This is a genomic window from Candidatus Sodalis pierantonius str. SOPE (assembly GCF_000517405.1).
Taxonomy (GTDB): Bacteria; Pseudomonadota; Gammaproteobacteria; order Enterobacterales; family Enterobacteriaceae; genus Sodalis_C; species Sodalis_C pierantonii.
This window is the reverse complement of the sequence record NZ_CP006568.1, coordinates 3,243,725-3,263,945: the sequence shown is the minus strand read 5'-3', so window position 1 is coordinate 3,263,945 and position 20,221 is coordinate 3,243,725. Positions and strand designations below refer to the sequence as shown.

At 59.0% G+C, this 20,221-nt stretch carries 19 protein-coding genes and 3 pseudogenes; 12 read left to right on the top strand and 10 right to left on the bottom strand.

Translation table 11 applies throughout. From position 1 onward, the window contains the following. Positions 1–105: 105 nt before the first annotated feature. The 4 genes and pseudogenes from SOPEG_RS16415 to ppx form a co-directional block, all read right to left on the bottom strand. A complete protein-coding gene (locus SOPEG_RS16415) occupies positions 106–852 on the bottom strand; it encodes an SDR family oxidoreductase (protein ID WP_025246161.1) in 747 nt (248 codons plus the stop codon). 72 nt (positions 853–924) lie between these two features. Beyond that, a pseudogene (locus SOPEG_RS16410) lies at positions 925–2,368 on the bottom strand (magnesium transporter). A gap of 126 nt (positions 2,369–2,494) precedes the next feature. Then, positions 2,495–2,686 carry a YfgG family protein gene (locus tag SOPEG_RS16405; protein ID WP_025246160.1) on the bottom strand — a complete coding sequence of 64 codons (192 nt, stop codon included), beginning with the start codon at positions 2,684–2,686 and terminating at the stop codon, positions 2,495–2,497. 328 nt (positions 2,687–3,014) lie between these two features. Then, positions 3,015–4,601 (bottom strand): exopolyphosphatase, encoded by a 1,587-nt coding sequence (ppx, locus tag SOPEG_RS16395; protein WP_025246158.1) that lies wholly within the window; start codon positions 4,599–4,601, stop codon positions 3,015–3,017. A 26-nt stretch (positions 4,602–4,627) separates the two neighbouring features. Here ppx and SOPEG_RS16390 point away from each other — a divergent pair, with 26 nt between their 5' ends. After that, positions 4,628–5,551, top strand: coding sequence for an IS5-like element ISSoEn1 family transposase (locus SOPEG_RS16390; RefSeq protein WP_025243834.1), 924 nt, complete (start codon positions 4,628–4,630; stop codon positions 5,549–5,551). An 81-nt stretch (positions 5,552–5,632) separates the two neighbouring features. Here SOPEG_RS16390 and ppk1 read toward each other — a convergent pair whose 3' ends face one another. Then, positions 5,633–7,702 (bottom strand): polyphosphate kinase 1, encoded by a 2,070-nt coding sequence (gene ppk1 / locus SOPEG_RS16385; protein ID WP_025246157.1) that lies wholly within the window; start codon positions 7,700–7,702, stop codon positions 5,633–5,635. A gap of 184 nt (positions 7,703–7,886) precedes the next feature. Here ppk1 and SOPEG_RS16380 point away from each other — a divergent pair, with 184 nt between their 5' ends. From SOPEG_RS16380 to pstB, 8 genes and pseudogenes are all read left to right on the top strand, one after another. After that, a complete protein-coding gene (locus tag SOPEG_RS16380) occupies positions 7,887–8,273 on the top strand; it encodes a hypothetical protein (protein WP_025246156.1) in 387 nt (128 codons plus the stop codon). A 293-nt stretch (positions 8,274–8,566) separates the two neighbouring features. Beyond that, positions 8,567–8,812, top strand: coding sequence for a hypothetical protein (locus SOPEG_RS27775; RefSeq protein WP_148297116.1), 246 nt, complete (start codon positions 8,567–8,569; stop codon positions 8,810–8,812). A gap of 281 nt (positions 8,813–9,093) precedes the next feature. After that, positions 9,094–9,582, top strand: coding sequence for a hypothetical protein (locus SOPEG_RS30970; RefSeq protein ID WP_417903420.1), 489 nt, complete (start codon positions 9,094–9,096; stop codon positions 9,580–9,582). Positions 9,583–9,695: 113 nt separating this feature from the next. Then, positions 9,696–10,181 (top strand): annotated as a pseudogene (locus tag SOPEG_RS30965) (ABC transporter permease subunit); the annotation flags it as partial. After that, positions 10,178–10,327, top strand: a complete 150-nt coding sequence (locus SOPEG_RS28370) for a hypothetical protein (protein WP_158382438.1) — start codon at positions 10,178–10,180, stop codon at positions 10,325–10,327. The pseudogene SOPEG_RS30965 and the gene SOPEG_RS28370, both read left to right, overlap by 4 nt. Before the next feature lie 14 nt (positions 10,328–10,341). Further along, a complete protein-coding gene (locus SOPEG_RS27770; protein WP_148297115.1) occupies positions 10,342–10,563 on the top strand; it encodes a hypothetical protein in 222 nt (73 codons plus the stop codon). A gap of 63 nt (positions 10,564–10,626) precedes the next feature. Then, a pseudogene (locus SOPEG_RS16365) lies at positions 10,627–11,643 on the top strand (PstA family ABC transporter permease); the annotation flags it as partial. 16 nt (positions 11,644–11,659) lie between these two features. Further along, a complete protein-coding gene (gene pstB, locus SOPEG_RS16360; protein WP_051419826.1) occupies positions 11,660–12,475 on the top strand; it encodes a phosphate ABC transporter ATP-binding protein PstB in 816 nt (271 codons plus the stop codon). A 268-nt stretch (positions 12,476–12,743) separates the two neighbouring features. On the opposite strand, the gene purN is transcribed toward pstB, so the two are convergent. Both purN and purM read right to left on the bottom strand, forming a co-directional pair. Further along, positions 12,744–13,382: a phosphoribosylglycinamide formyltransferase gene (purN, locus tag SOPEG_RS16350; protein WP_025246150.1), complete on the bottom strand. Its 639-nt coding sequence runs from the start codon at positions 13,380–13,382 to the stop codon at positions 12,744–12,746. After that, complete coding sequence (gene purM / locus SOPEG_RS16345) at positions 13,382–14,419, bottom strand: phosphoribosylformylglycinamidine cyclo-ligase (RefSeq protein WP_025246149.1); 1,038 nt, start codon at positions 14,417–14,419, stop codon at positions 13,382–13,384. The genes purN and purM overlap by 1 nt, the downstream gene beginning before the upstream one ends. A gap of 231 nt (positions 14,420–14,650) precedes the next feature. Between purM and upp the strand changes: the two genes are divergently transcribed. The 3 genes from upp (at position 14,651) to hda (ending at position 17,395) form a co-directional block, all read left to right on the top strand. Further along, positions 14,651–15,277 (top strand): uracil phosphoribosyltransferase, encoded by a 627-nt coding sequence (gene upp / locus SOPEG_RS16335; protein WP_025246148.1) that lies wholly within the window; start codon positions 14,651–14,653, stop codon positions 15,275–15,277. A 56-nt stretch (positions 15,278–15,333) separates the two neighbouring features. Beyond that, a complete protein-coding gene (gene uraA, locus SOPEG_RS16330; RefSeq protein ID WP_025246147.1) occupies positions 15,334–16,617 on the top strand; it encodes a uracil permease in 1,284 nt (427 codons plus the stop codon). A 76-nt stretch (positions 16,618–16,693) separates the two neighbouring features. Continuing rightward, complete coding sequence (gene hda / locus SOPEG_RS16325; RefSeq protein ID WP_025246146.1) at positions 16,694–17,395, top strand: DnaA inactivator Hda; 702 nt, start codon at positions 16,694–16,696, stop codon at positions 17,393–17,395. Positions 17,396–17,481: 86 nt separating this feature from the next. Here hda and bepA read toward each other — a convergent pair whose 3' ends face one another. The 3 genes from bepA to SOPEG_RS16310 all read right to left on the bottom strand — a co-directional run bounded on the left by bepA (position 17,482) and on the right by SOPEG_RS16310 (position 20,093). Continuing rightward, positions 17,482–18,960, bottom strand: a complete 1,479-nt coding sequence (gene bepA, locus SOPEG_RS16320; protein WP_025246145.1) for a beta-barrel assembly-enhancing protease — start codon at positions 18,958–18,960, stop codon at positions 17,482–17,484. 93 nt (positions 18,961–19,053) lie between these two features. After that, complete coding sequence (gene bcp / locus SOPEG_RS16315) at positions 19,054–19,521, bottom strand: thioredoxin-dependent thiol peroxidase (protein ID WP_025246144.1); 468 nt, start codon at positions 19,519–19,521, stop codon at positions 19,054–19,056. Then, positions 19,518–20,093 (bottom strand): glycine cleavage system transcriptional repressor, encoded by a 576-nt coding sequence (locus SOPEG_RS16310; protein WP_025246143.1) that lies wholly within the window; start codon positions 20,091–20,093, stop codon positions 19,518–19,520. Before SOPEG_RS16310 ends, bcp begins: the two co-directional genes overlap by 4 nt. Positions 20,094–20,221: the final 128 nt, after the last annotated feature.

The window sequence follows — 20,221 nt, the reverse complement described above, 5'->3', positions numbered from 1 at the left end:
GGGGTCAGCGCTTCCATTGAATAACCGCGTCGAGAACATAAGATCTCCCGTCGGGCGCGGCAAGACGGGAGTGACGCGCCTGCCTGAGGGGCGCGTCTCAGGGCCCTAAACGCCGCCGGCTAAATCGATAAAACTTCCGGTGACGTAAGATGCCCGCGCCGACAATAGCCAGGCGATGGCTTCGGCGACTTCACGCGGCTGCCCGCCACGGCGCATCGGCAGCGTCGATTGCACCCGCGCGATCCTGCCTGGCTCACCGCCGGCGGCATGCATGTCGGTGTCGATAAAACCCGGGCGGACGCCGTTCACGCGGATCCCCTGAGGCGCCACCTCTTTGGCCAGCCCCAGGATCAGCGTATCCACCGCGCCCTTGGAGGCGGCATAATCGATGTATTCATGGGGGGCACCGAGACGCGCGGCGGCCGAGGAGACATTAACGATAGCGCCACCGCTGCCGCCGTGACGCCGCGCCATCCGTCTGACCGCCTCACGGGCGCAGAGCAGCGTGCCGGTAACGTTTGTCGCGAGGATAGCGTTGACCCGAGCGGCGTCCAGATGTTCGATACTCGACTGCGGCAGCAGCATGCCGGCGTTGTTCACCAGACCGCTGAGCGGCAGCCGCCGCCTGTCCAGCTCGGTGAACAGCGCCCGCACGCTTGACTCATCGGCAACATCCGCCTGGAGCGCCAGCGCTTTGCCGCCCTGTTGGCGTATTTCCTCTACCACGTTTTCGGCCAATTCCCGACGCGACAAATAGCTTAGGCAGACCCAGTGTCCTTCGGCGGCCAGCTGTAGGGCGGGAGCGCGGCCGATACCGCGCGATCCGCCGGTAATGAGCGTCACTTTTTCCATAATACGTTCCTTAGAGAAGACCTTAAGACCGCCACGGCCGGCGAAGAGGGCTTCGACGATAGACAGGCCGCGTCAATGAATAAGAAACAGCGTCGCCAGGCCGAGAAAAATAAAAAAACCGCCGGTATCGGTAATGGCGGTAATCATCACGCTCGAGCCTACCGCCGGATCGTGGCCGATGCGGATCATCAACAGCGGTATCAACACGCCCATCAGTGCCGCCAGCAGCAGATTAAGCAGCATTGCCAGCATCATCACGCCGCCGAGACCGGCTTCGCCGTACAACAGCCAGGTGACGATTCCCATAATACCGCCCCACACCAGACCGTTGATGACCTCCACGCCCAGTTCGCGCAGAATGAGAAAGCCGGCGTTGCCTTTTTCCAACTGATGCAGCGCCGCGGCGCGCACGATCATGGTAATGGTCTGATTACCGGTGTTGCCGCCGATGCCGGCGACGATGGGTATCAGCGCCGCCAGCGAGACCAACTGGGCAATGGTGCCGTCAAACAGGCCAATGATGCGTGAGGCTATGAACGCGGTGCAGAGGTTCACCACCAACCAGGTCCAGCGGGTGCGCACCGCTTTACGTACCGGCGCGAAAATATCTTCCTCCGGGCTGATCCCCCCCTCCCCCTAGCCGGCGAAGGTTGCTGTCGCTCTCTTCAAAGTAGAGATCAGCCATCTGTTCAATACTCAACCGGCCCATCAGCTTGCCTTTACTGTCGATAACCGGCGCGGTGATCATATCGTAACGTTCAAAGGCGCTGGCGGCCTCTTCGGCGCGATCATCGGGGTGAAAGGTGGTGGGATGCGCGTCCATCACCTCGCTCACCCGCCGGTTGAGCGGATTAAGCAGTAGCGCGGATAGGGTCAGTTCACCGACCAGGGTGTTGTGCCGGTCGACGACGAACAGTTTATCGCTGTTTTCCGGTAGCTTTTTGCGCCAGCGCAGCCAGCGCTGTACCGTGGTTAGCGTGACATCGGAACGGACCGTCGCCAGTTCAAAATCCATATGGTGACCGACACTGTCCCGGTCGAAATGCATCATTTTGCGCACCTGGGCGCGGCGGTGCGGTTCGAGGGCGGTCAGCACGCGGCCGACCAGATCCCGCGGCAGGTAGCGGGCCAGATAGGTTTGCTCGTCCACGTCCAGCGGGCTGATGGCCTGCAGAATATCGCGGTTGGACATCTCGGCGATAAGGCTTTCCCAGACGTTCTCCGAGGCTTCCACCAGCGTTTTGCCGCGCTTATTGTTGTCCACCAGCCGGCAAAGCGCCAGGCGCTCGTCGTGGGGCAGGCTTTCCAGCAGATCCGCCAGATCCGCGGCGTGCAATTGGCGCACGATCACTATCAGTTCAGCGGTTTGATCCAACAGATGGCGGTTATCGCCGACCGGCTCCCGCGTGGGACGGTTGAGGATACTGTCGATAAGTGGACGGTTTGCCAGTAAAACGCTTAAGGTCTGGCGCCGTAGTTCGGCGAGTTGCGGGGCCTGATGTTTTACGGCTGGCATGATTTACCTGTTCCCTCCCGGCTGCTCGGACGATAAAGAGTGACGCTTACTCAGTAAAGATAGTGTAATTCTGTCAAAAGAAAGTAGATTTGTCGCAATTTGCCCGCAATGGGGCGGTGAGGATGTTCAGGGACGCTCAGGCGGCGTCAGCTTAACGGTCTGTTCCGCCGGCGTAACGCGTTTATTTTGATGATGATGCCAGGCGCCCACCGTGGCATAGAGCAGGCGGCCTAAGAGAATGATAAAACTGATAAGCAATATCCAGCGGGTCATGCGCCCGGTGGTGGGTCGTCTTCGCATGCAAAATGCCGCTTTCATAGGGTTGGCCTCTTACGGGCGGAGGCAGAAACGGATTTAAGGGCCGATTGTAGAGCATAAGCCGGCGCCGTTTCAAGGACGCCGCACCGTGGCGACGCACGCGCGACGGGCTCGGAGGCGCTACGGTCGGCCGCTGCCAGAGCGCAACGGCGGGCCGACGCACCAAAAGAGGCCTCGGTCAGCTTGCATTCCAGAGCGTCTGTGGGCGCGCCGAGGGCAGCCTTGGCCAGCATGAGAGCGGTATCACTGGCCGGCGCGCAGAGCGGATCCTTGGCCCGCAAGGGCGCCAAAGCGCTACCGCCCGCCCGCTGCCCGCAAAGCGTCCGGCTCACGACGGTGTTACCGATTCAGCGACGGCGTCGGCTTCCTCAACTCGCAAACACCAGCCGGGGGTATCCGCCCAATACGCCTGCTCACGCTCCAGATCCAACTGCACCAAATTGTTTTGAGCGAAGAAGCCGGGGGGAAACGTCAGCGTCCAGTGATTAGCCTGGGTAGTAAGCTGCACCGTCACCGGTGAGGTGGCCTGGCGCTGGTTATTAAGCAGCACGCCGAGGCGCAGCAGCTGCAGACAAGGCAAAAAATTCTTTTTCCTGAAGAGATTGAAGCGGGGAAGATCGTCTATCTTGATCGCTTTGCGATGATAGCGCACCAGCGTTGCCAGCAGCAGTTGCTGCTCTTGATTAAAGCCGGGCATGTTGCTCTGCTGCAAAATATAGGCCGAATGGCGCTGCATACCGCTGTGGTTGATACCCAGACCCACCTCGTGCAGTTGTGCGGCCCATTTCAGCAGCGCTGCAAGCTGCACCTGTTCAAGGGCGGCGTTTTGCACCCGCCATTGCTGATAAAGCGCGTCGGTGGTTTCCCACACCCGCCGGGCCTGATCGCTGTCGATATTATAATGCTCCGCCAGACTTTTCGCGGTGCGCATGCGAATATCCTGATGACGAAACCGGCCTTCCATTTCATACAGCACGCCTTCGCGCAGGGCGCAGTCAAACAGTTTGAGTTCCTTAATCGCCAGGGCATCCATGACACCGCACAGAATGGCCAGTCCCGGCACAAAAACCGCTTTACGTTCATCGGATAACCCTGGCAGGCTGAGCGCGGAGAAATGCGTGAACTGCAGCACCTGCTCACACAGCGTTTCCAGCCGCTCGGGGGTGATCAGGCCGTCTTTGGCGCCCATCTCGGTTAACACTTCACAGGCCGCCTTAAAGGTGCCGGAAGTGCCGAGCGCCACCTGCCAACCCATAATGCGGTATTGCCAGGCCAGCGTCTCGAGTTTTTGCGCCGCCGCCAGCCGCGCGCGGCGGAAATTGGCCGGGTTTATCTCACCGCCCGGGAAAAACAAACGGCCAAAGCTGATGCAGCCCATGCGGCGGCTTTCCACCAGCAGCGGCTCGAAATTTTCGCCGATGACCAATTCGGTGGAGCCGCCGCCGATATCAATCACCAGCTTACGGCCCTTTTCCGCCTGAGTGTGCTCGACACCCATAAAAATCAGCCGCGCCTCTTCATGGCCGGAAATGATCTCAATGGGGTAGGGGATCGCCTCCGCCGCCCGATCAAGAAAGGCCTGCGCATTGACCGCCTCACGCAAAGCATGGGTGCCGACGATCATCACCCGCAGCGGCGAAAAGCCTTGCAGGCGTTCAGCGAACAGGGCCAGGCAGGTCAGGCCACGTTCCATCGCCTCGTCGCTCAGGCGGTGATCATCGTCCAGGCCGTCGGCCAGATGCACGCGCTGTTTCAGGCGGCTAAGCACCTGCATGGCGCCGTTGACCACGCGCGCCACTACCATATGAAAACTGTTGGAGCCAAGATCGATGGCGGCGAATTCTTCCGGCCTTTGTGTGGTCGTCGGGCTTTGTTGAATAAATCGAACTTTTAGGTGACTGGCGGCTCTGATCACTACATTCGTTTCAACATCAGGTCCCCATGGCAAAGCAAAAGTTTAAAATCACCAACTGGCCCGCATATAACAATGCGCTCAGGCAGCGGGGGGACCTGACAGTATGGCTTGATGAGTCAGCCATTGCTGCATGGACTGAGAGTACACCACCTGAACATCGTGGCCGGCCGCTTCACTACACCGATATGGCCATTACCACGGTTCTGATGATAAAGCGCGTGTTTAACCTTTCGCTCCGGGCGTTACAGGGTTTCGTTGACTCGATTTTTAAACTGATGGGGCTGTCGCTGCGCTGCCCAGATTACTCTCTGGTCAGCCGGCGAGCAAAAACCGTCGACATCAGCATAAAAACGCCAACCCGCGGCGAAATCTCACACCTGGTCATCGATGGCACCGGCCTGAAAATCTTCGGCGAAGGCGAATGGAAAGTCAGGCAGCATGGGGCTGAGAGGCGCAGAGTATGGCGCAAGCTTCATCTGGCAGTAGATAGCGCGACACATGAAATTATCTGTGCCGATTTATCGCTAAGCGGTACGACAGATGCGCAGGCGCTGCCCGGGCTGATTAACCAAACCCACCGGAAAATCAGGGAAGCGTCGGCTGACAGTGCTTACGATACGCGTTACTGTCATGATGCTCTGCTGAGGAAAAAAATAAAGCCGCTTATCCCACCGCGAAGTGGTGCGCAATATTGGCCAGCTCGATACCATGAGCGTAACCATGCGGTGGCAAATCAGCATCTGAGCGGCAATAACGATACCTGGAAAAAGAAAGTAGGTTATCACCGGCGTTCACTGGCTGAAACGGCCATGTTCCGGTTTAAAATACTTCTGGGTGGTCATCTGAGTCTGCATGACTATGACGCGCAGGTAGGTGAGGCTATGGCAATGGTCAAAGCGCTTAACCGGATCACGTTGTTAGGAATGCCAAACAGCGTCCGCATCATGTAACAATCGCCCTGATAGGGAGGAAGTCGTCACAAATTTCGGATTTATTCAACAAAGCGTGGTCGTCGTTGTTAAGGGCATAAATTAGTCCTGCTCTCCAGCGTTTTCCAATTGTTTGATATAGTCATAAATGGCTATTTGCGCGCGCACTTTGCGGCGGTTGCCGCGAGGAAGATAATAGTTGTTAAGATCGGCATCGATATATCGGGCTTTAACGGTATCGCTGAACAAAAGCGCCAGGATATCCAGCACCTGCTGTTTCAATCGCGGATCCAGCAGCGCCACGCCCACTTCAATGCGGTAATCAATATTGCGGGTCATCCAGTCGGCGGAAGAGAGAAATACCTTTTTATCACCGCCGTTCTCGAACACATAGACCCGATCGTGCTCCAGGAAACGGTCCACGATACTGGTCACCTGAATATTATTGCTGATACCCGGCAAATCCGGGATAAGCGAACACATCCCCCGCACCAGGATGCGGATGTTCACCCCCACGCCGGAAGCGGCATAGAGACGATCGATCAACCCCTGATCGACCAGATTGTTTACCTTGAGGGTAATTTCCGCCGCTTCGCCTGCCTGCGCATTCGCGATCTCTTGATCGATCATTTGATACAGCATATGGCGCGAATTTTGCGGCGACACCATCAAATAGTCGAATTTAACCGGGCGATAAGGGTTCTCGATGAAATTGAACACGCGCCGCACTTCGTTAGTGATGCGCGCATCAGACGTCAGCAAGGAGTAATCGGTATATAAGCGCGCGGTTTTTTCGTTGAAATTGCCGGTGCCGATATGGGCGTAGCGCACGATATCGTCGCCCTCGCGGCGGGAGATAAGAAACAGCTTGGCATGTATTTTCAGCCCCGGCGCCGAGAAAATAACGTGCACCCCGGCTTCGGTAAGCCGCTTGGCCCAATGAATATTCGCCTCTTCGTCGAAACGGGCCTGTAGCTCAACCACCACGGTCACTTTTTTACCGTTATGGGCGGCATGGATCATCGCGTCGATAATATGCGAGTTCTTGGCGACCCGGTAAATATTGATTTTCACCGACAGCACATTGGGATCGAACGACGCTTGACGCAGCAGCTCCAGCACATGGCTGAAAGTGTGGTAGGGGAAATAGAGCAGGATATCATGGTGGCGAATGGCGTCGAACGCGTTGCGGAATTTATCGAACCAAACATGGCGCAAGCGCGGCAGCGGCCGGTTGACCAGATTGGCTTTGCCTACGTTGGGGAATCTGATGAAATCCTTGAAATTGTGATAACGGCCGCCGGGGATGACCGAGTCGTAGGAGGAGATGCCCAGTTTGGACTTAAGCAGCTCCACCATGGCGTTGGGCATATCCCGCTGATAAACAAAACGGACCGGCTCCGCGGTCAGCCGCTGCTTCAGGCTGGAGGACATCAGTTCCAGCAGGCTCGATTCCATTTCGGTAACCAAATCGTATTCGGCATCGCGCGTCATTTTCATCGAATAGGTGTTAAGCATGTCGTAATCGAAGAAGCCGGTGAAAATATCATCCAGGCAATAGCGCAGAATATTGTCCAACAGGATCATCGGCCGGCGCCGGCGGGGAGATTCGGCCGGCAAATTGATAAAGCGCGGCACCTTATCGGAGGGGATTTCAAGCAGGGCGTAGCGCAGCGTTTGCCCTTGAATAATCTCTACCACCAAATAGGTGTAATCATCTTTCAGGAACCGCACCAAATTGGTATCGTGCTGGATAAGAATCGGTGTTATATGCTGGCGCAGCTGTTGTTTGAAGTATTGCCGCAACCAGTCTTGCTGGCGAGGGGAGAGTTGGCGTTCGTTGATGAGGAAGATCTGATTACGCGCCATCTCCAGCAGCAGATCGTTGTAAAGATTATCAAATTCCTGCTCGGCGTTAAGCACTTTCGCCTGGATGCGATTGAGCAAATGGCGTGAGGCGCCTCGGGTGCCCTGTTCTTCACTTATCAGAATACGCCGTTTCAGCTCCGCGAAACGGACTTTGTAAAACTCATCCAGATTATTGGAATAAATGCCCAGAAATCGCATGCGTTCTATCAACGGATTGCTTTTATCGGCGGCTTCCTGCAACACCCGTTCGTTGAAAGACAACCAGCTTAATTCTTTCTCTATATAGAGCTTTTTCTGACCCATTTCCACTCCATTGATCTGTTCAGGAAGGGAAAATCCTGCGTTAAGCTATTATCGTCTCCCGAGCGACAAAGTCCAACATAACCCACAAACCCCCGCCGAAGATTGTTATCTTATTTTCTTACAGGCAACATAGGCTTTTCCCATTGTTTGGACCGCCCTTCTGGTCGCTGGCTAACCGAGGTCTATGAGCCCAAAAAGGATTTCTCACATCTGCACCGCGGCGTCGCGTCGTGTCATCGATCGACTGACGCGCATTGCGGTGAGCGGCGGCGGTTTGCTGGTGCTCTTAGCCCTATTGCTGATTTTTTGTTATCTGCTGTGGGTGGTGCTACCGTTATTCCGCGCGCTGGCCGTTGGTGTCGTCACGGATCTGGCCGCCTATTCCTCGCCGGCGGCGAGCGTTGAGCCGCCATTATCTTTAGCTGCGCCGGAGCCGCCTTCCCCTGCACGGGTGCCTCTCGCCGCTGCGCAAGTGTCGCTTTCCGCTGCACGGGGGGGCGCCTACTGCCGCGCCGGTGCCGCCTTCCGGCGTACCGCCCTCGTCGTCTCCCACCTCGGCGTGGTCTCGTGATGACGCCAAGGCGGAGAGCGCGCTCTTAACGCTGGGCATCGACGCCAACGCCGGCTGGGCCTGGGCTATTGACCGCGCGGGGCAGGGGATCACGCGCTCGTTGAACGGAGCACGGGACACTGCGCCGGATCGCGTTGGCCTATCCCGACGCGGATCGGGCGGTCGCGGCGGCACAGCTTGCGGACGGATCCGTTGTGGTGCTGAACTATACATCGAACTCGAGCGCGACCCCGACCCCAAGCGCGGCCTCGGCTCTAAACTCGACTACGAGCGCGGCGGTCGGCGCTGGGGCGGTGCAGCGTCTATATCTGACGTCGCCCGGCCAAGAGGTGGATCGGCTGCTGCTTTCACCCGATGGGCATCTGCTCTATGTGCTTTCCGGTAGCCAGCTCAGCATCTGGCGGCTTGACGCCGGCGGCGCCAGACTACGCCAACAGGTGGCGCTGGCCACGGCCGGTCCGCTATCGCTGTTCATACTTGCTGGCGGAGGGCGCGTTGTTGGTGCGCAACGGCGCCGGCCATCTGTCGCTGTGGTTTGACGTCGCCGGCGATACCGGGCCGCGGTTTCTGGCGCCGGCGCGCCGGGGAGGCCTTTGCCGTACTCGACTCTGCCGGGACGTTAACCTTGTTTAGCGTGCGCGATGCGCATCCGCGCGGTCGTCTGACGATACCGGGCATGACACCCCCGGACCAGGGATTGCCTGCGGCAAGTTCGCCGCTGTCAGCGCGCGGCGATGGGCTTGCCGGGGCGGCACCGCCGGACTCTGCTGATGGTGACTCGGCGCCGCCTCTGGCGCTGTCGCCGTGGGGGGAGGCGCTCATGCGTGCCGGTTCCGCCGAATGGCGCGTGTGGGCCCTGTCGCTCGGCGCGCCTGACATGAATTGGCGCACGCTGACCGAAAAAATCTGGTATCCCGGTTACCCAGCGCCGGCGTGGGTATGGCAGTCCACGCCGGCCGGCGACAGTTTTGCCGCGGGGAAATTCAGCCTGATGCCGTTGGCGGTTGGAACGCTGAAAGCCGCTTTTTGCGCCATGCTGTTCGCTACCCCCTTGGCGCTGGCCGCCGCCATGTATAGCGCTTGGTTCATGTCTGCCGGACTGCGCCGCTGGATAAAGCCGGCCATGGAGATTATGGGCGCGGTGCCGAGCGTGATCGTCGGCGTCATCGCCGGCCTGTGGCTCGCGCCGCATTTGGCCGGCGCGCTCGGCGGCATTATGCTGCTGCCGACGTTGTTGCCGCTGCTCGTGCTTGCCGTGGCCTACCTGGCTGGCCGCCGCGCTGGCGTCGCCGATGGCCCGTCGGCGTAGAATGTCTTTGTCTGCTGTCGCTTCTCGCGCTGGCGTTGTGGGGCTGTTTTACCCTCGTGCCGCCGCTGGAGCGCCTATTGTTCGGTATGCCGCTCTCCCAGACGTTGGGCGAACATTATAATCCGCTTAACGCTCAGGTGGTGGGGATCGCGATGGGCTTCGCGCTGATTCCATTAATGTTTACCCTCGCCGAAGAGGCGCTGTTCGGCGTACCGGCCCGTTTGATCCAGGGGTCGCTGGCGCTGGGGGCAACCCCCTGGCAGACGCTGATGGGAGTGACGCTGCCGGCGGCCAGCGCCGGGTTGATCTCGGCCTTTATGTTGACGCTGGGTCGGGCCATGGGCGAGACGATGATCGTGCTGATGGCCAGCGGCAACCTGCCGCGCGTCGACGGTAGCGTGTTGCAGGGGCTGCGCGCGTTGGCGGCCAATATCGCCATCGAGATACCTGAAGCGCTGCGCGGCACGGAGCACTACCGGGTGCTGTTCCTCAGCGCGCTTCTATTGCTGGTCTTTACCTTCATCATAAATAGCGTCGCGGAGCTGTTGCGTTTACGGCTGCGGCGCCGCTATCGTCAGTCTGGTGGAGGTGACGAATGAAGGCATGGTGGCATTCCGGCCGGCCGTGGGTTTGGTTAACCTCTGGGGCGGTGAGCCTGAGTTTACTGGCGATGCTGGCGATGCTGGCGATGCTTACCGGCCAGTCGCTACGGCTGCTGTGGCCGCAGCCTATCTTTTTGAACTAATCAGCCCACCTGGCGTGCTTTTGGGCGAGCGCGTCGGCGTGCAGCGGCCGCCTGTACCGACGGCCGGTGTGCCGATGGACCAGGGAATATGGCTTATTCGCACCGGCAATCGCCCTGAGGACAGCTATCGTTTGCCGGCGGCGCAGGTGCGCGCCAGCCGTTTGCCGGCCGATGTGCTGGTGGTACAGCGCCGAAACGGTGCGCGGCTTTACGGCTATCTAGCGGGCATGCGTTGAGGACGGGCAGCCGCTGACCGCCGCTTCGATGTCTGCCGCGTTGGAACAGCGGCTGCGGCTCAGCGCCGCCTGGCCGCCCAGGTGGAACAGCAGCAATCGTTGCAACTGCATCGGCAAGGCGTGCCCAGCGAGCAGCAGCGGGCCACCCAGCAGGCGGCGCAAAATGAACGGCAAACGGCCTATGAGGCATTGAGCGAACAACTGGCCGCTATCGAACGGGAGCGGGGGCGCGTGCAACTGGTGCTGGCCGATGCGCAGGGACAGCGTCAGGTGATCCCGCTAAGCGATATCGACAGCCTCTGGTATCCCAACGCGATGAGCCTGAGGCAAAAACTGCGGCATCTGGCCGCGCAGACCTGGCGTTTCGTTAGCCTGAATGACCCCGTGCGGGAGGGCAACGGGGTCTTTCCGGCGATGGCCGGCACGCTGCTGCTGGTGATACTGATGTCGGTGATCGTCATGCCCCTTGGGGTTATGGCGGCTATCTACCTGCATGAATATGCGGCTCGACACTGGCTGACCCGGCCTATTCGTATCGCGGTGGGCAACTTGGCCGGCGTGCCGTCAATTGTCTACGGTATTTTCGGCCTGGGGTTTTTCGTCTATGCGGTCGGCGGCTCGCTGGATAAACTCTTTTATGCCGACACCTTGCCGGCACCGACCTTCGGCACCCCCGGATTACTGTGGGCCGCGCTGACGCTGGCGCTCGGCGCGACTCAAGCTGAAACGATATGGCGGGTTGTCTTACCCGGCGCGGCGCCGGCGATGATGACCGGGCTGATTCTGGCGGTGGCGCGCGCGGCGGGGGAAACCGCGCCGCTGATGCTGGTAGGCGTCATCAAATCGGCACCGAAGCTTCCCCTGGGCGGGACATTTCCTTTCCTGCACCCCGAAAGGCAATTTATGCATCTCGGTTATCAAATATACGATTTGGCGTTTCAAAGCCAGGACAGCGATGCGGTGCAACCGATGGCGTTCGCCACCGCGCTGCTGCTAATTGTCATCGTCGTATCGCTGAATCTGGCCGCAATGGGCCTGCGCCACCGGCTGCGTGAAAAGTATCGCGCGTTAACGTTATGATGGAGAACAGGCTGTGATGTCCCGAGTCCCCCCTTTACCCTTTAACGGTGCGGCCGCCGCGCTGGAACAGGATACGCCGTCGGCGGCGCTGGAAACCGAACATCTTCGGGTGCGCTACGGCAATCGGCTGGTCCTCGACGATATATCGCTACGCATGGCCAAAGGGCGGATTACCGCGCTGATCGGCCCTTCCGGATGCGGTAAATCCACGCTGCTGCGCTGTTTTAACCGCATGAACGATCTGAGCGACGATTGTCACATCAGCGGCGCGGTGCGTTTACTGGGGCAGGATATCTATGAGGACGCACAGGAAGTGGTGGCCCTGCGCCGGCGGGTGGGCATGGTCTTTCAGCGGCCCAATCCGTTTCCCAAATCGATTTATGACAACGTCCTCTACGGCCTGCGGCTATTGGGCATCGGCGATCGCAGGCTGCTGGATGAAGCGGCGGAGCGGGCGCTGCGTGCGGCGGCGCTGTGGCATGAGGTTAAAGACCGCCTGCGGGAAAACGCGTTCAAGTTGTCCACCGGACAACAGCAGCGGCTGGTGATCGCCCACGCGATCGCCATTGAGCCGGAAGTATTGTTGCTGGATGAGCCAACGTCGGCGCTGGATCCCATCTCCACGCTGACCATCGAAGAGCTAATGATATCACTGAAGGCGCATTTTACCTTGGTGCTGGTGACGCATAACATGCAACAGGCGGCGCGCGTTTCCGACGATACCGCCTTTTTCCATCAGGGAACGCTGGTGGAGTTTGCCGCCACCGACCGGCTATTTACCGCGCCGACGCAGCGCAAAACCGAGGAGTACATCACCGGCCGGCTACGTTAACGGTCGCGGCGCAGCGACTAGAGGGCAAAACAGCGATGGCGCCGCTATGGCTGCTGCTGCGCATTGCTCAGGAACCCTATTCTCACAAGGCGCCCGTTGAGCCCACGCCGCAGGCGCAGAGCGTCAGAGGAGGAGGGAGTTATATTTTCTCCCGCCAGTATGAGGCGCTGCCCCCCTCTCAATTGTCGCCAATCATCCGAGTGGTAACAGCATCGGTGGCACAGGGGAGTAACGTCTTGATTGTCAGTTTGCGCCCACCGGCCAGCGGTTAATCCGCGGCGTAACCGGCGGCCGGCAGGGGCGCGCCGTCCAGCCAGGCGACGTTATCTCGCAGCGTTAGCCGACCCGCCAGCAGCCAGCCGACGACCAATGGATAAATGGCATGTTCCTGGGCTTTTACCCGTTGCGCCAGTATCTGTTCATCGTCTCCCGCAAAAACCGGCACCCGCGCCTGTAGCACCACCGGGCCGCCGTCCAGTTCGTCGGTGACGAAATGCACGGAAGTGCCGTGTTCGGCATCGCCGTTGGCCAGCGCCTGGCGATGGGTATGTAAGCCGGGATAGCGCGGCAGCAACGAGGGATGCACGTTGAGCATCCGGCCGGCGTAGCGGGCGACAAAGGCGGTCGACAGAATGCGCATATAACCGGCGAGCACGATAGCCTCCGGCCGGTAGCGGTCGATAAGGGCGCTGAGCGCCAAATCAAACGCTTCACGGCCGGCGAAATCCGCCGGATTGAGCGACTTCGCCTCGATATCCGCGGCCGCGACGCGCGTCAGCCCGTAGGCGTCGGCGCGATGGCTGATGACCGCGGCGATGCGCGCCGCGATTTTGCCCTGCTGGCAGGCCTCGATAAGCGCCTGGAGGTTACTGCCTTCACCCGAGATCAGCACAACCAGGCGTTTCATTAGCGGATAATCACCTGTTGCTCGCCGTCGGCGGGCTGAATTTCGCCGAGTACCCAGGCGGTTTCACCCAGACCGGCGAGTATACCGAGCGCCTGATTGGCGCTGGCCGCGGGGACGGCGATAACCATGCCGACGCCGCAGTTAAAGGTACGGTACATTTCATGGCGGCTGACGTTGCCGGCCTGCTGTAGCCAGCGGAATACCGCCGGCCACTGCCAGCTGTTTTCATCGATCACCGCCTGGGTACCGGCCGGCAGAACGCGCGGAATATTCTCCCAGAAGCCGCCGCCGGTCAAATGTGCGATCGCATGTACCTCGGTCTGCTCGATAAGGGAAAGCAGCGCTTTAACGTAAATGCGCGTCGACGCCAGCAAGTGATCCGCTAGCGATTTGCCCTCTACCCGCGTCTGTTCGGGGTCGGTCTGGCTGAAGGACAAAATCTTGCGCACCAGCGAGTAACCGTTGGAATGGGGGCCGCTTGAGGCCAGCGCCAGCAGGGTATCGCCGGCCTGAACTTTGCTGCCGTCGATAATATCCGCTTTTTCCACAACGCCGACGCAAAAGCCGGCGACGTCATAATCCTCACCGTGATACATGCCCGGCATTTCCGCCATTTCACCGCCGACCAGCGCGCAGCCGGACTGCCGGCAACCCTCGGCAATACCGGTTATCACCGCGGCCGCGGTATCGACGTCCAGCTTGCCGGTGGCATAATAATCGAGGAAAAACAAGGGTTCAGCGCCCTGAACCACCAGGTCGTTAACGCACATTGCCACCAAATCGATGCCGATGGTATCGTGGCGTTTTAAATCCATGGCCAGACGCAGTTTGGTCCCGACGCCGTCGGTGCCTGAAACCAGAATCGGCTCGCGGTATTTCTGCGGCACCGCACACAGCGCACCGAAGCCGCCCAGCCCGCCCATCACTTCCGGACGTTTGGTCTGTTTCACAACACCTTTAATGCGGTCTACCAATGCGTTGCCGGCATCGATATCCACACCTGCGTCTTTGTAACTGGGAGAGGTTTTGTCGGTCACTGCAAGATCTCCACGGAGATAAACTGTTGCTTGGAATGGGGCGCCGCCAATTCTAACAGCGTGGGCAATCGTTTGCGAGAGCTGTTGCATTCGCGTCGACGTTTTTGTTGACTATAGTAAATTCCATATAAGGCTTGATCCTGATCAGGCAAATACGTATGGTGCGGCGCGAAAAAGGGGTTATAATCTCGCGATTTTTTTGGCCGTTCAGTAGCCTGGGGGAGAGATAACATGAAGATCGTTGAGGTTAAGCACCCGCTGGTCAAACACAAGCTGGGGTTGATGCGCGCTCACGATATCAGTACCAAACGCTTTCGCGAATTGGCGTCGGAGGTGGGGAGCCTGTTGACCTATGTCGCCACCGCCGATATGGAAACCGAAACGGTAACCATCGAAGGCTGGTGCGGACCGGTTGAAATTGATCAAATCAAAGGAAAGAAAATCACCGTCGTACCTATCCTCCGCGCCGGCCTCGGCATGATGGATGGCGTACTGGAAAATCTTCCCAGCGCGCGCATCAGCGTAGTCGGCGTCTACCGTGACGAAACGACGCTGACGCCCGTGCCTTATTTCCATAAGCTGGTATCAAGTATCGACGAACGCATGGCGCTGGTGGTGGATCCGATGCTGGCGACCGGCGGCTCGATGATCGCCACCATCGATCTCTTGAAGAAGGCCGGCTGCCGCTGTATCAAAGTGTTGGTGCTGGTGGCGGCGCCCGAGGGCATTGCGGCGCTGGAAAAAGCACACTCCGACGTGGAGCTTTACACTGCGGCTATCGATAAGGGACTCAACGAAAAAGGCTATATCATGCCGGGCCTGGGTGACGCGGGCGATAAAATCTTTGGTACCAAATAATCCTAAACCGGCCAATGAGTCGATTTTTTTTGACCCTGAATCTGAGGAAAGTCGCCATGACCCGTCGCGCCATCGGGGTGTCGGAACGCCCGCCGCTGCTGAAAACCATCCCGCTGAGTTTGCAGCACCTGTTCGCCATGTTTGGCGCCACGGTGCTGGTGCCGATTTTATTTAAAATCAATCCCGGGACTGTCCTGCTCTTTAACGGTATCGGCACCTTGTTGTACCTGTTTATCTGCAAGGGCAAAATTCCCGCCTATCTCGGCTCCAGCATCGCCTTTATTTCGCCGGTGCTGCTGCTGTTGCCGCTCGGCTATGAGCTGGCGCTGGGGGGCTTTATCGCCTGCGGCGCACTGTTTTGCCTGGTGGGCCTTATCGTCAAGAAGGCAGGAACCGGTTGGATCAACGTCATTTTTCCTCCCGCCGCGATGGGGGCGATAGTGGCGGTCATCGGCCTGGAGCTGGCCGGTGTCGCGGCCAATATGGCGGGTCTGCGGCCTAGCGCCGATGTGCCGGTGGACGCCACCACCGTGGTCATATCCATGGCCACCCTCGGCGTCACGGTGCTGGGGTCGGTATTGTTCCGCGGGTTTTTGGCCATCATCCCCATTCTCATCGGGGTGCTGGTGGGCTATGTGCTATCCGCCGCGTTCGGTATCGTGGATTTTTCGCCGGTGGCCGCCGCCCCCTGGTTCGCGCTGCCGACGTTTTACCATCCGCGCTTTGAATGGATGGCTATTCTGACTATCCTGCCGGCGGCGCTGGTGGTGATAGCCGAACATGTGGGGCACCTGATGGTGACCGCCAATATTGTGCAGCGCGACTTATTGCGCGATCCGGGCCTGCACCGCTCGCTGTTCGCCAACGGCGCGTCAACCCTGCTGTCGGGCTTTTTTGGGTCGACGCCGAACACCACTTACGGTGAAAATATCGGCGTCATGGCGATAACCCGCGTTTACAGCACCTGGGTCATTGGCGGGGCGGCGATTCTGGCGATCGCGCTTTCTTGCGTCGGCAAGCTCGCGGCGGCGATCCAGGCGGTGCCGGTACCGGTGATGGGCGGCGTGTCGCTGCTGTTGTACGGCGTCATCGCCGCCTCCGGCATCCGGGTGCTAATCGAGTCGAAGGTCGATTATAACAAAGTGCAAAACCTGATTCTGACCTCGGTTATCCTGATTATCGGCGTCAGCGGCGCCAAATTCCATCTGGGCGCCGTCGAGTTGAAAGGTATGGCGTTGGCAACGGTGGTCGGTATCGCGCTTAGCCTGATATTCCGCGTTATCACGCTGCTGCGCGGCGAAGAGAAAATCCTGGAGCCCGATGAAGGCATGTCCTCCTGACGGCCGCGCCGTCCGCGCGGCGCGGTAAAGTTATGGTAAACTGGCAAAGATCTTTGCCAGAACGCAAGAGGTACATCTGAACACGCCGGCGCAGCTTTCTTTATCGCTCTATCTACCCGATGACGAGACCTTCGCCAGCTTTTATCCCGGCGAAAATGGCGCGCTGCTGGCGGCGCTCCAGGAAATGCTGTCCCGCGAACACGGCAGTTACCTCTATTTTTGGTCACGCGAGGGGGGCGGCCGCAGCCATTTGTTGCACGCCGCCTGCGCGGCGCTGTCGACGCGCACCCAGGCGGTAGGCTATGTGCCGCTGGACAAACGCACCTGGTTCGTTCCTGAGGTGCTGGAAGGAATGGAGCAATTAGCGCTGGTGACCATCGATAATATCGAGTGTATCGTCGGCGATCCGCCGTGGGAAATAGCGATTTTCAATCTCTATAACCGCATTCAGGAAACCGGGCGCACCCGGCTTATCATTAGCGGCAATTGCCCGCCGCGCCAATTAAATCTCAGCTTGCCTGACCTGGCCTCCCGTTTGGATTGGGGGCAGATTTATCGTTTGCAGCCGCTCTCTGACGAAGAGAAGGGCGCGGCCCTGCAACTGCGGGCGAAGCTGCGTGGATTTGAGTTGCCGGAAGACGTCAGCCGCTTTTTGCTAAAACGATTGGAAAGGGATATGCGCACGCTGTCGGCGACGCTGGATCAGCTGGATCATGCGTCCATCCGCGCGCAGCGCAAACTGACCATTCCGTTCGTCAAAGCCATCTTGAATCTCTAAGGCTTTAACGCGATTTAACCCTGAACGCCGCTTATCTTGGTCGCCAGTGTGGCGCGCCACCCGCGTGTCCCGCAGTAGGGCGCGGTTTAGCGGCGCGCGCCTTTCTCATACTGTGCGAAGCGCAGCTGCAACTGCCTAATCTGATCGATACGCGCGTCATAACGCGCCTGTTGTAGGCTGCCCAATTTGACCCGGCTACTGGCCTCGCTTAACGCCCGCACCGCTTGATCCAACTGCCCCGTTAGCGCCAGCCGTTCGGCGCGCGCCGCCAGCTCCTGATCCCCCAGACCCTGCTCGGCGCATGCCTGGGCCAGCAGATCCCAGCCGTTGGTGTCGTCAGGGTGGGAAAAGGTGTAGCGATTGAGGATCCGTATGTCGTCGCTATAGCGATGCCCCTCGACATAGGCGTTGGCGAGGTTGAGCAGCAGCACCGGGTTGGCATCGCGCTCATTGCCGCGCACCAGCGCCTCAAGCCGGCTGATGGCCTGTCCCGTCTGTTTTAGCGCCAGATCGATATCGGTCATCAAATCCACCAGCCAGATGTTGGACGGTTGCCGGGTTAACAAAGGTTGCAGCGTACGTTTGGCGTCGTCGTATTTTTTGGCCTGATAGAACAAAATCGCCTGGCCGTACTGCGCGGCCAACTGCCGGCGCGCGTTGCCTTTCTGCCAGGCGTCCAGCACATCGTTGCGCAACACGTTGTCACTTGACCCGAACATCCCGAGCACGCGCGCCTTCGCCAGGTAAAAGTCCTGCGATGAGTCGATGGCGATGTGTTTCATCTGGTTGGCGCGGTTACGGGTATCCGCCAGCCGGCTCAGCGGCAAGGGGTGGGTTTGCAGCATCTCCGGCGGTGCGGTGGAGTAGCGGTTCTGGTCCGCCAGCTTCTGCAAAAAGGCCGGCATCGCTTGCGGGTCAAAGCCGGCGCGTTGCAGCACCTGCAAACCAATGCGATCCGCTTCCTGCTCGTTGGCCTGCGTGAAGCTGATGTTACCCTGGGCGGCGCCGGCGATGGTGCCGGAGAGCGCGGCCATACCCAATTGGGGATTGGCCATGGTCAATAGAATGGAGCCCAGCGCGCCGACCCAGGTCAATGGCGCGTTGCGTCGCTGATCTTCCATGGCGTGCGCCAGATGACGCTGGGTCACATGAGACAGTTCGTGGGCCATGACCGACGCCAGTTCGCTTTCATTGTCGGTATAGTTAAACAGCGCCGAATGCAGCACTACGTTGCCGCCGAAAAAAGCGAACGCGTTAAGCTCGCTGCTGCGCAGCAGGAAAAAATGGAAGGGCGTGCGCACCGAGTTGGCATGGGCCACCAGTGTCCCGCCCAAATGATTGATGTATTGATCTAACAGCGGATCGTTGATAATCGGGGCGCCGCCGCGCAGCTGGCGCACGAAGTAATCCCCCATTTGCATCTCTTCGCCGATGCTCAGAGTGCTACCGGCGGTGGTGCCCATATCCGGTAGATTATCCTGGATCTCATCAGCCTGCGCCGGCAATGCGCCGACGAACGCGGTCAGCAATACCGCGATAAAGCTTTTTTTCAACCGAGTAACCATAGTTAACCCATGTTGCCGGCGGCGGCCGGCCGTCATCCTACGTCGCCGCCCGCGCCGTCGTGAGGGCGCGCCGGCCTGCGTCGCGGGCTGCGTTCAGACGCTTTTCAGATAGGCCAGCACGATATCATGGTGATTGCTGGTTTTGAAATCGTCGAACACTTTTTCGATGGCGCCATCGACACCCACCAGGAAACTGATGCGGTGGATACCATCATAGGTTTTGCCCATAAAGCTCTTCTCGCCCCAGACGCCGAACTGGCCGGCGACCTGATGGTCTTCATCGGAGAGCAAGGTGAAATTCAGCAGCTCTTTTTCGGCGAAGCGAGATAGCTTCTCGGGTTTGTCGGTACTGATGCCCAGGACTTCCACCCCGGCCTTTTTCAGGTCGTCCATGTTATCGCGCAACCTGCACGCTTGTACGGTACAGCCTGGCGTCATCGCTTTGGGATAAAAGTAGACCAACACTCTTTGTCCCTGGAAGTCGGTAAGGCTGATGAGTTCACCGTCCTGATCGGGCAGGCTAAATTGTGGTGCTATATCACCGGCTTTCAGTGGCGTCATTGCAATACTCCGTCTCTTTTCTGATGCTGTGGATGATTGATAACTCTAATACTGCCTTGCGCATGCAGTTCTGTACAGAGTTGATGAAACCTCTGTTCAATCAGCAGAACCTGACCCCCGGCCGGACCGTGCGCGGTCATCGAGAGCGTCAGCCGCGGCGGCGATTGCGGGCCCGCCGGCTGCGTTTTCGACGCCAGCTCCGCCAAGGTCATCTGATGGCTATCAAACAAATCGGTATAGCGCTCAATGATGTGGGGAGAGTCATCCACCTCCACCGTGACCCACATCGTCGTCGGCGTCGCCGGTTGCTCCTGGGCGTTGGTGCGCTTCATGACAATCAATAAATCCAGCTCGGCCCCTTTCAGCGGCAGAGTAGATTCAATTTGCGCGATGGCGTTCCACCCGCCGGAAAGCAGCATAATAAAGGTAAATTCCTCGCCCAGCATGGCGAGTCGGCTATCTTCAATATTGCAGCCGCAGCTGCTGACGTGGCGGGTAATGGTATTGACAATGCCAGGCCGGTCTGTGCCCAGTGCGGTGATAACCAGATAATGTTGCTGTAACGGTGGCAAAATGGCGCTTCCTGTCCGGCGGGTTGTGATTTACATGGTAACCCTAAAAAAAACCTGCTGCCAAGGGCTTACCGGGCCTATGTTTGCTTGCTTTTGGATAGGTGACAAAAGTACCATGAATAACCTGT

Bases quoted from the DNA above. Each gene is read 5' to 3' on its own strand.
- upp (WP_025246148.1), top strand. From the start codon at position 14,651: ATGAAGATCGTTGAGGTTAAGCACCCGCTGGTCAAACACAAGCTGGGG.
- bepA (WP_025246145.1), bottom strand. From the start codon at position 18,960: ATGGTTACTCGGTTGAAAAAAAGCTTTATCGCGGTATTGCTGACCGCG.
- purN (WP_025246150.1), bottom strand. From the start codon at position 13,382: ATGAAACGCCTGGTTGTGCTGATCTCGGGTGAAGGCAGTAACCTCCAG.
- SOPEG_RS16390 (WP_025243834.1), top strand. From the start codon at position 4,628: ATGGCAAAGCAAAAGTTTAAAATCACCAACTGGCCCGCATATAACAAT.
- SOPEG_RS16415 (WP_025246161.1), bottom strand. From the start codon at position 852: ATGGAAAAAGTGACGCTCATTACCGGCGGATCGCGCGGTATCGGCCGC.
- pstB (WP_051419826.1), top strand. From the start codon at position 11,660: ATGTCCCGAGTCCCCCCTTTACCCTTTAACGGTGCGGCCGCCGCGCTG.
- SOPEG_RS16405 (WP_025246160.1), bottom strand. From the start codon at position 2,686: ATGAAAGCGGCATTTTGCATGCGAAGACGACCCACCACCGGGCGCATG.
- SOPEG_RS30970 (WP_417903420.1), top strand. From the start codon at position 9,094: ATGCGTGCCGGTTCCGCCGAATGGCGCGTGTGGGCCCTGTCGCTCGGC.
- ppk1 (WP_025246157.1), bottom strand. From the start codon at position 7,702: ATGGGTCAGAAAAAGCTCTATATAGAGAAAGAATTAAGCTGGTTGTCT.
- SOPEG_RS16380 (WP_025246156.1), top strand. From the start codon at position 7,887: ATGAGCCCAAAAAGGATTTCTCACATCTGCACCGCGGCGTCGCGTCGT.
- uraA (WP_025246147.1), top strand. From the start codon at position 15,334: ATGACCCGTCGCGCCATCGGGGTGTCGGAACGCCCGCCGCTGCTGAAA.
- bcp (WP_025246144.1), bottom strand. From the start codon at position 19,521: ATGACGCCACTGAAAGCCGGTGATATAGCACCACAATTTAGCCTGCCC.
- SOPEG_RS28370 (WP_158382438.1), top strand. From the start codon at position 10,178: ATGAAGGCATGGTGGCATTCCGGCCGGCCGTGGGTTTGGTTAACCTCT.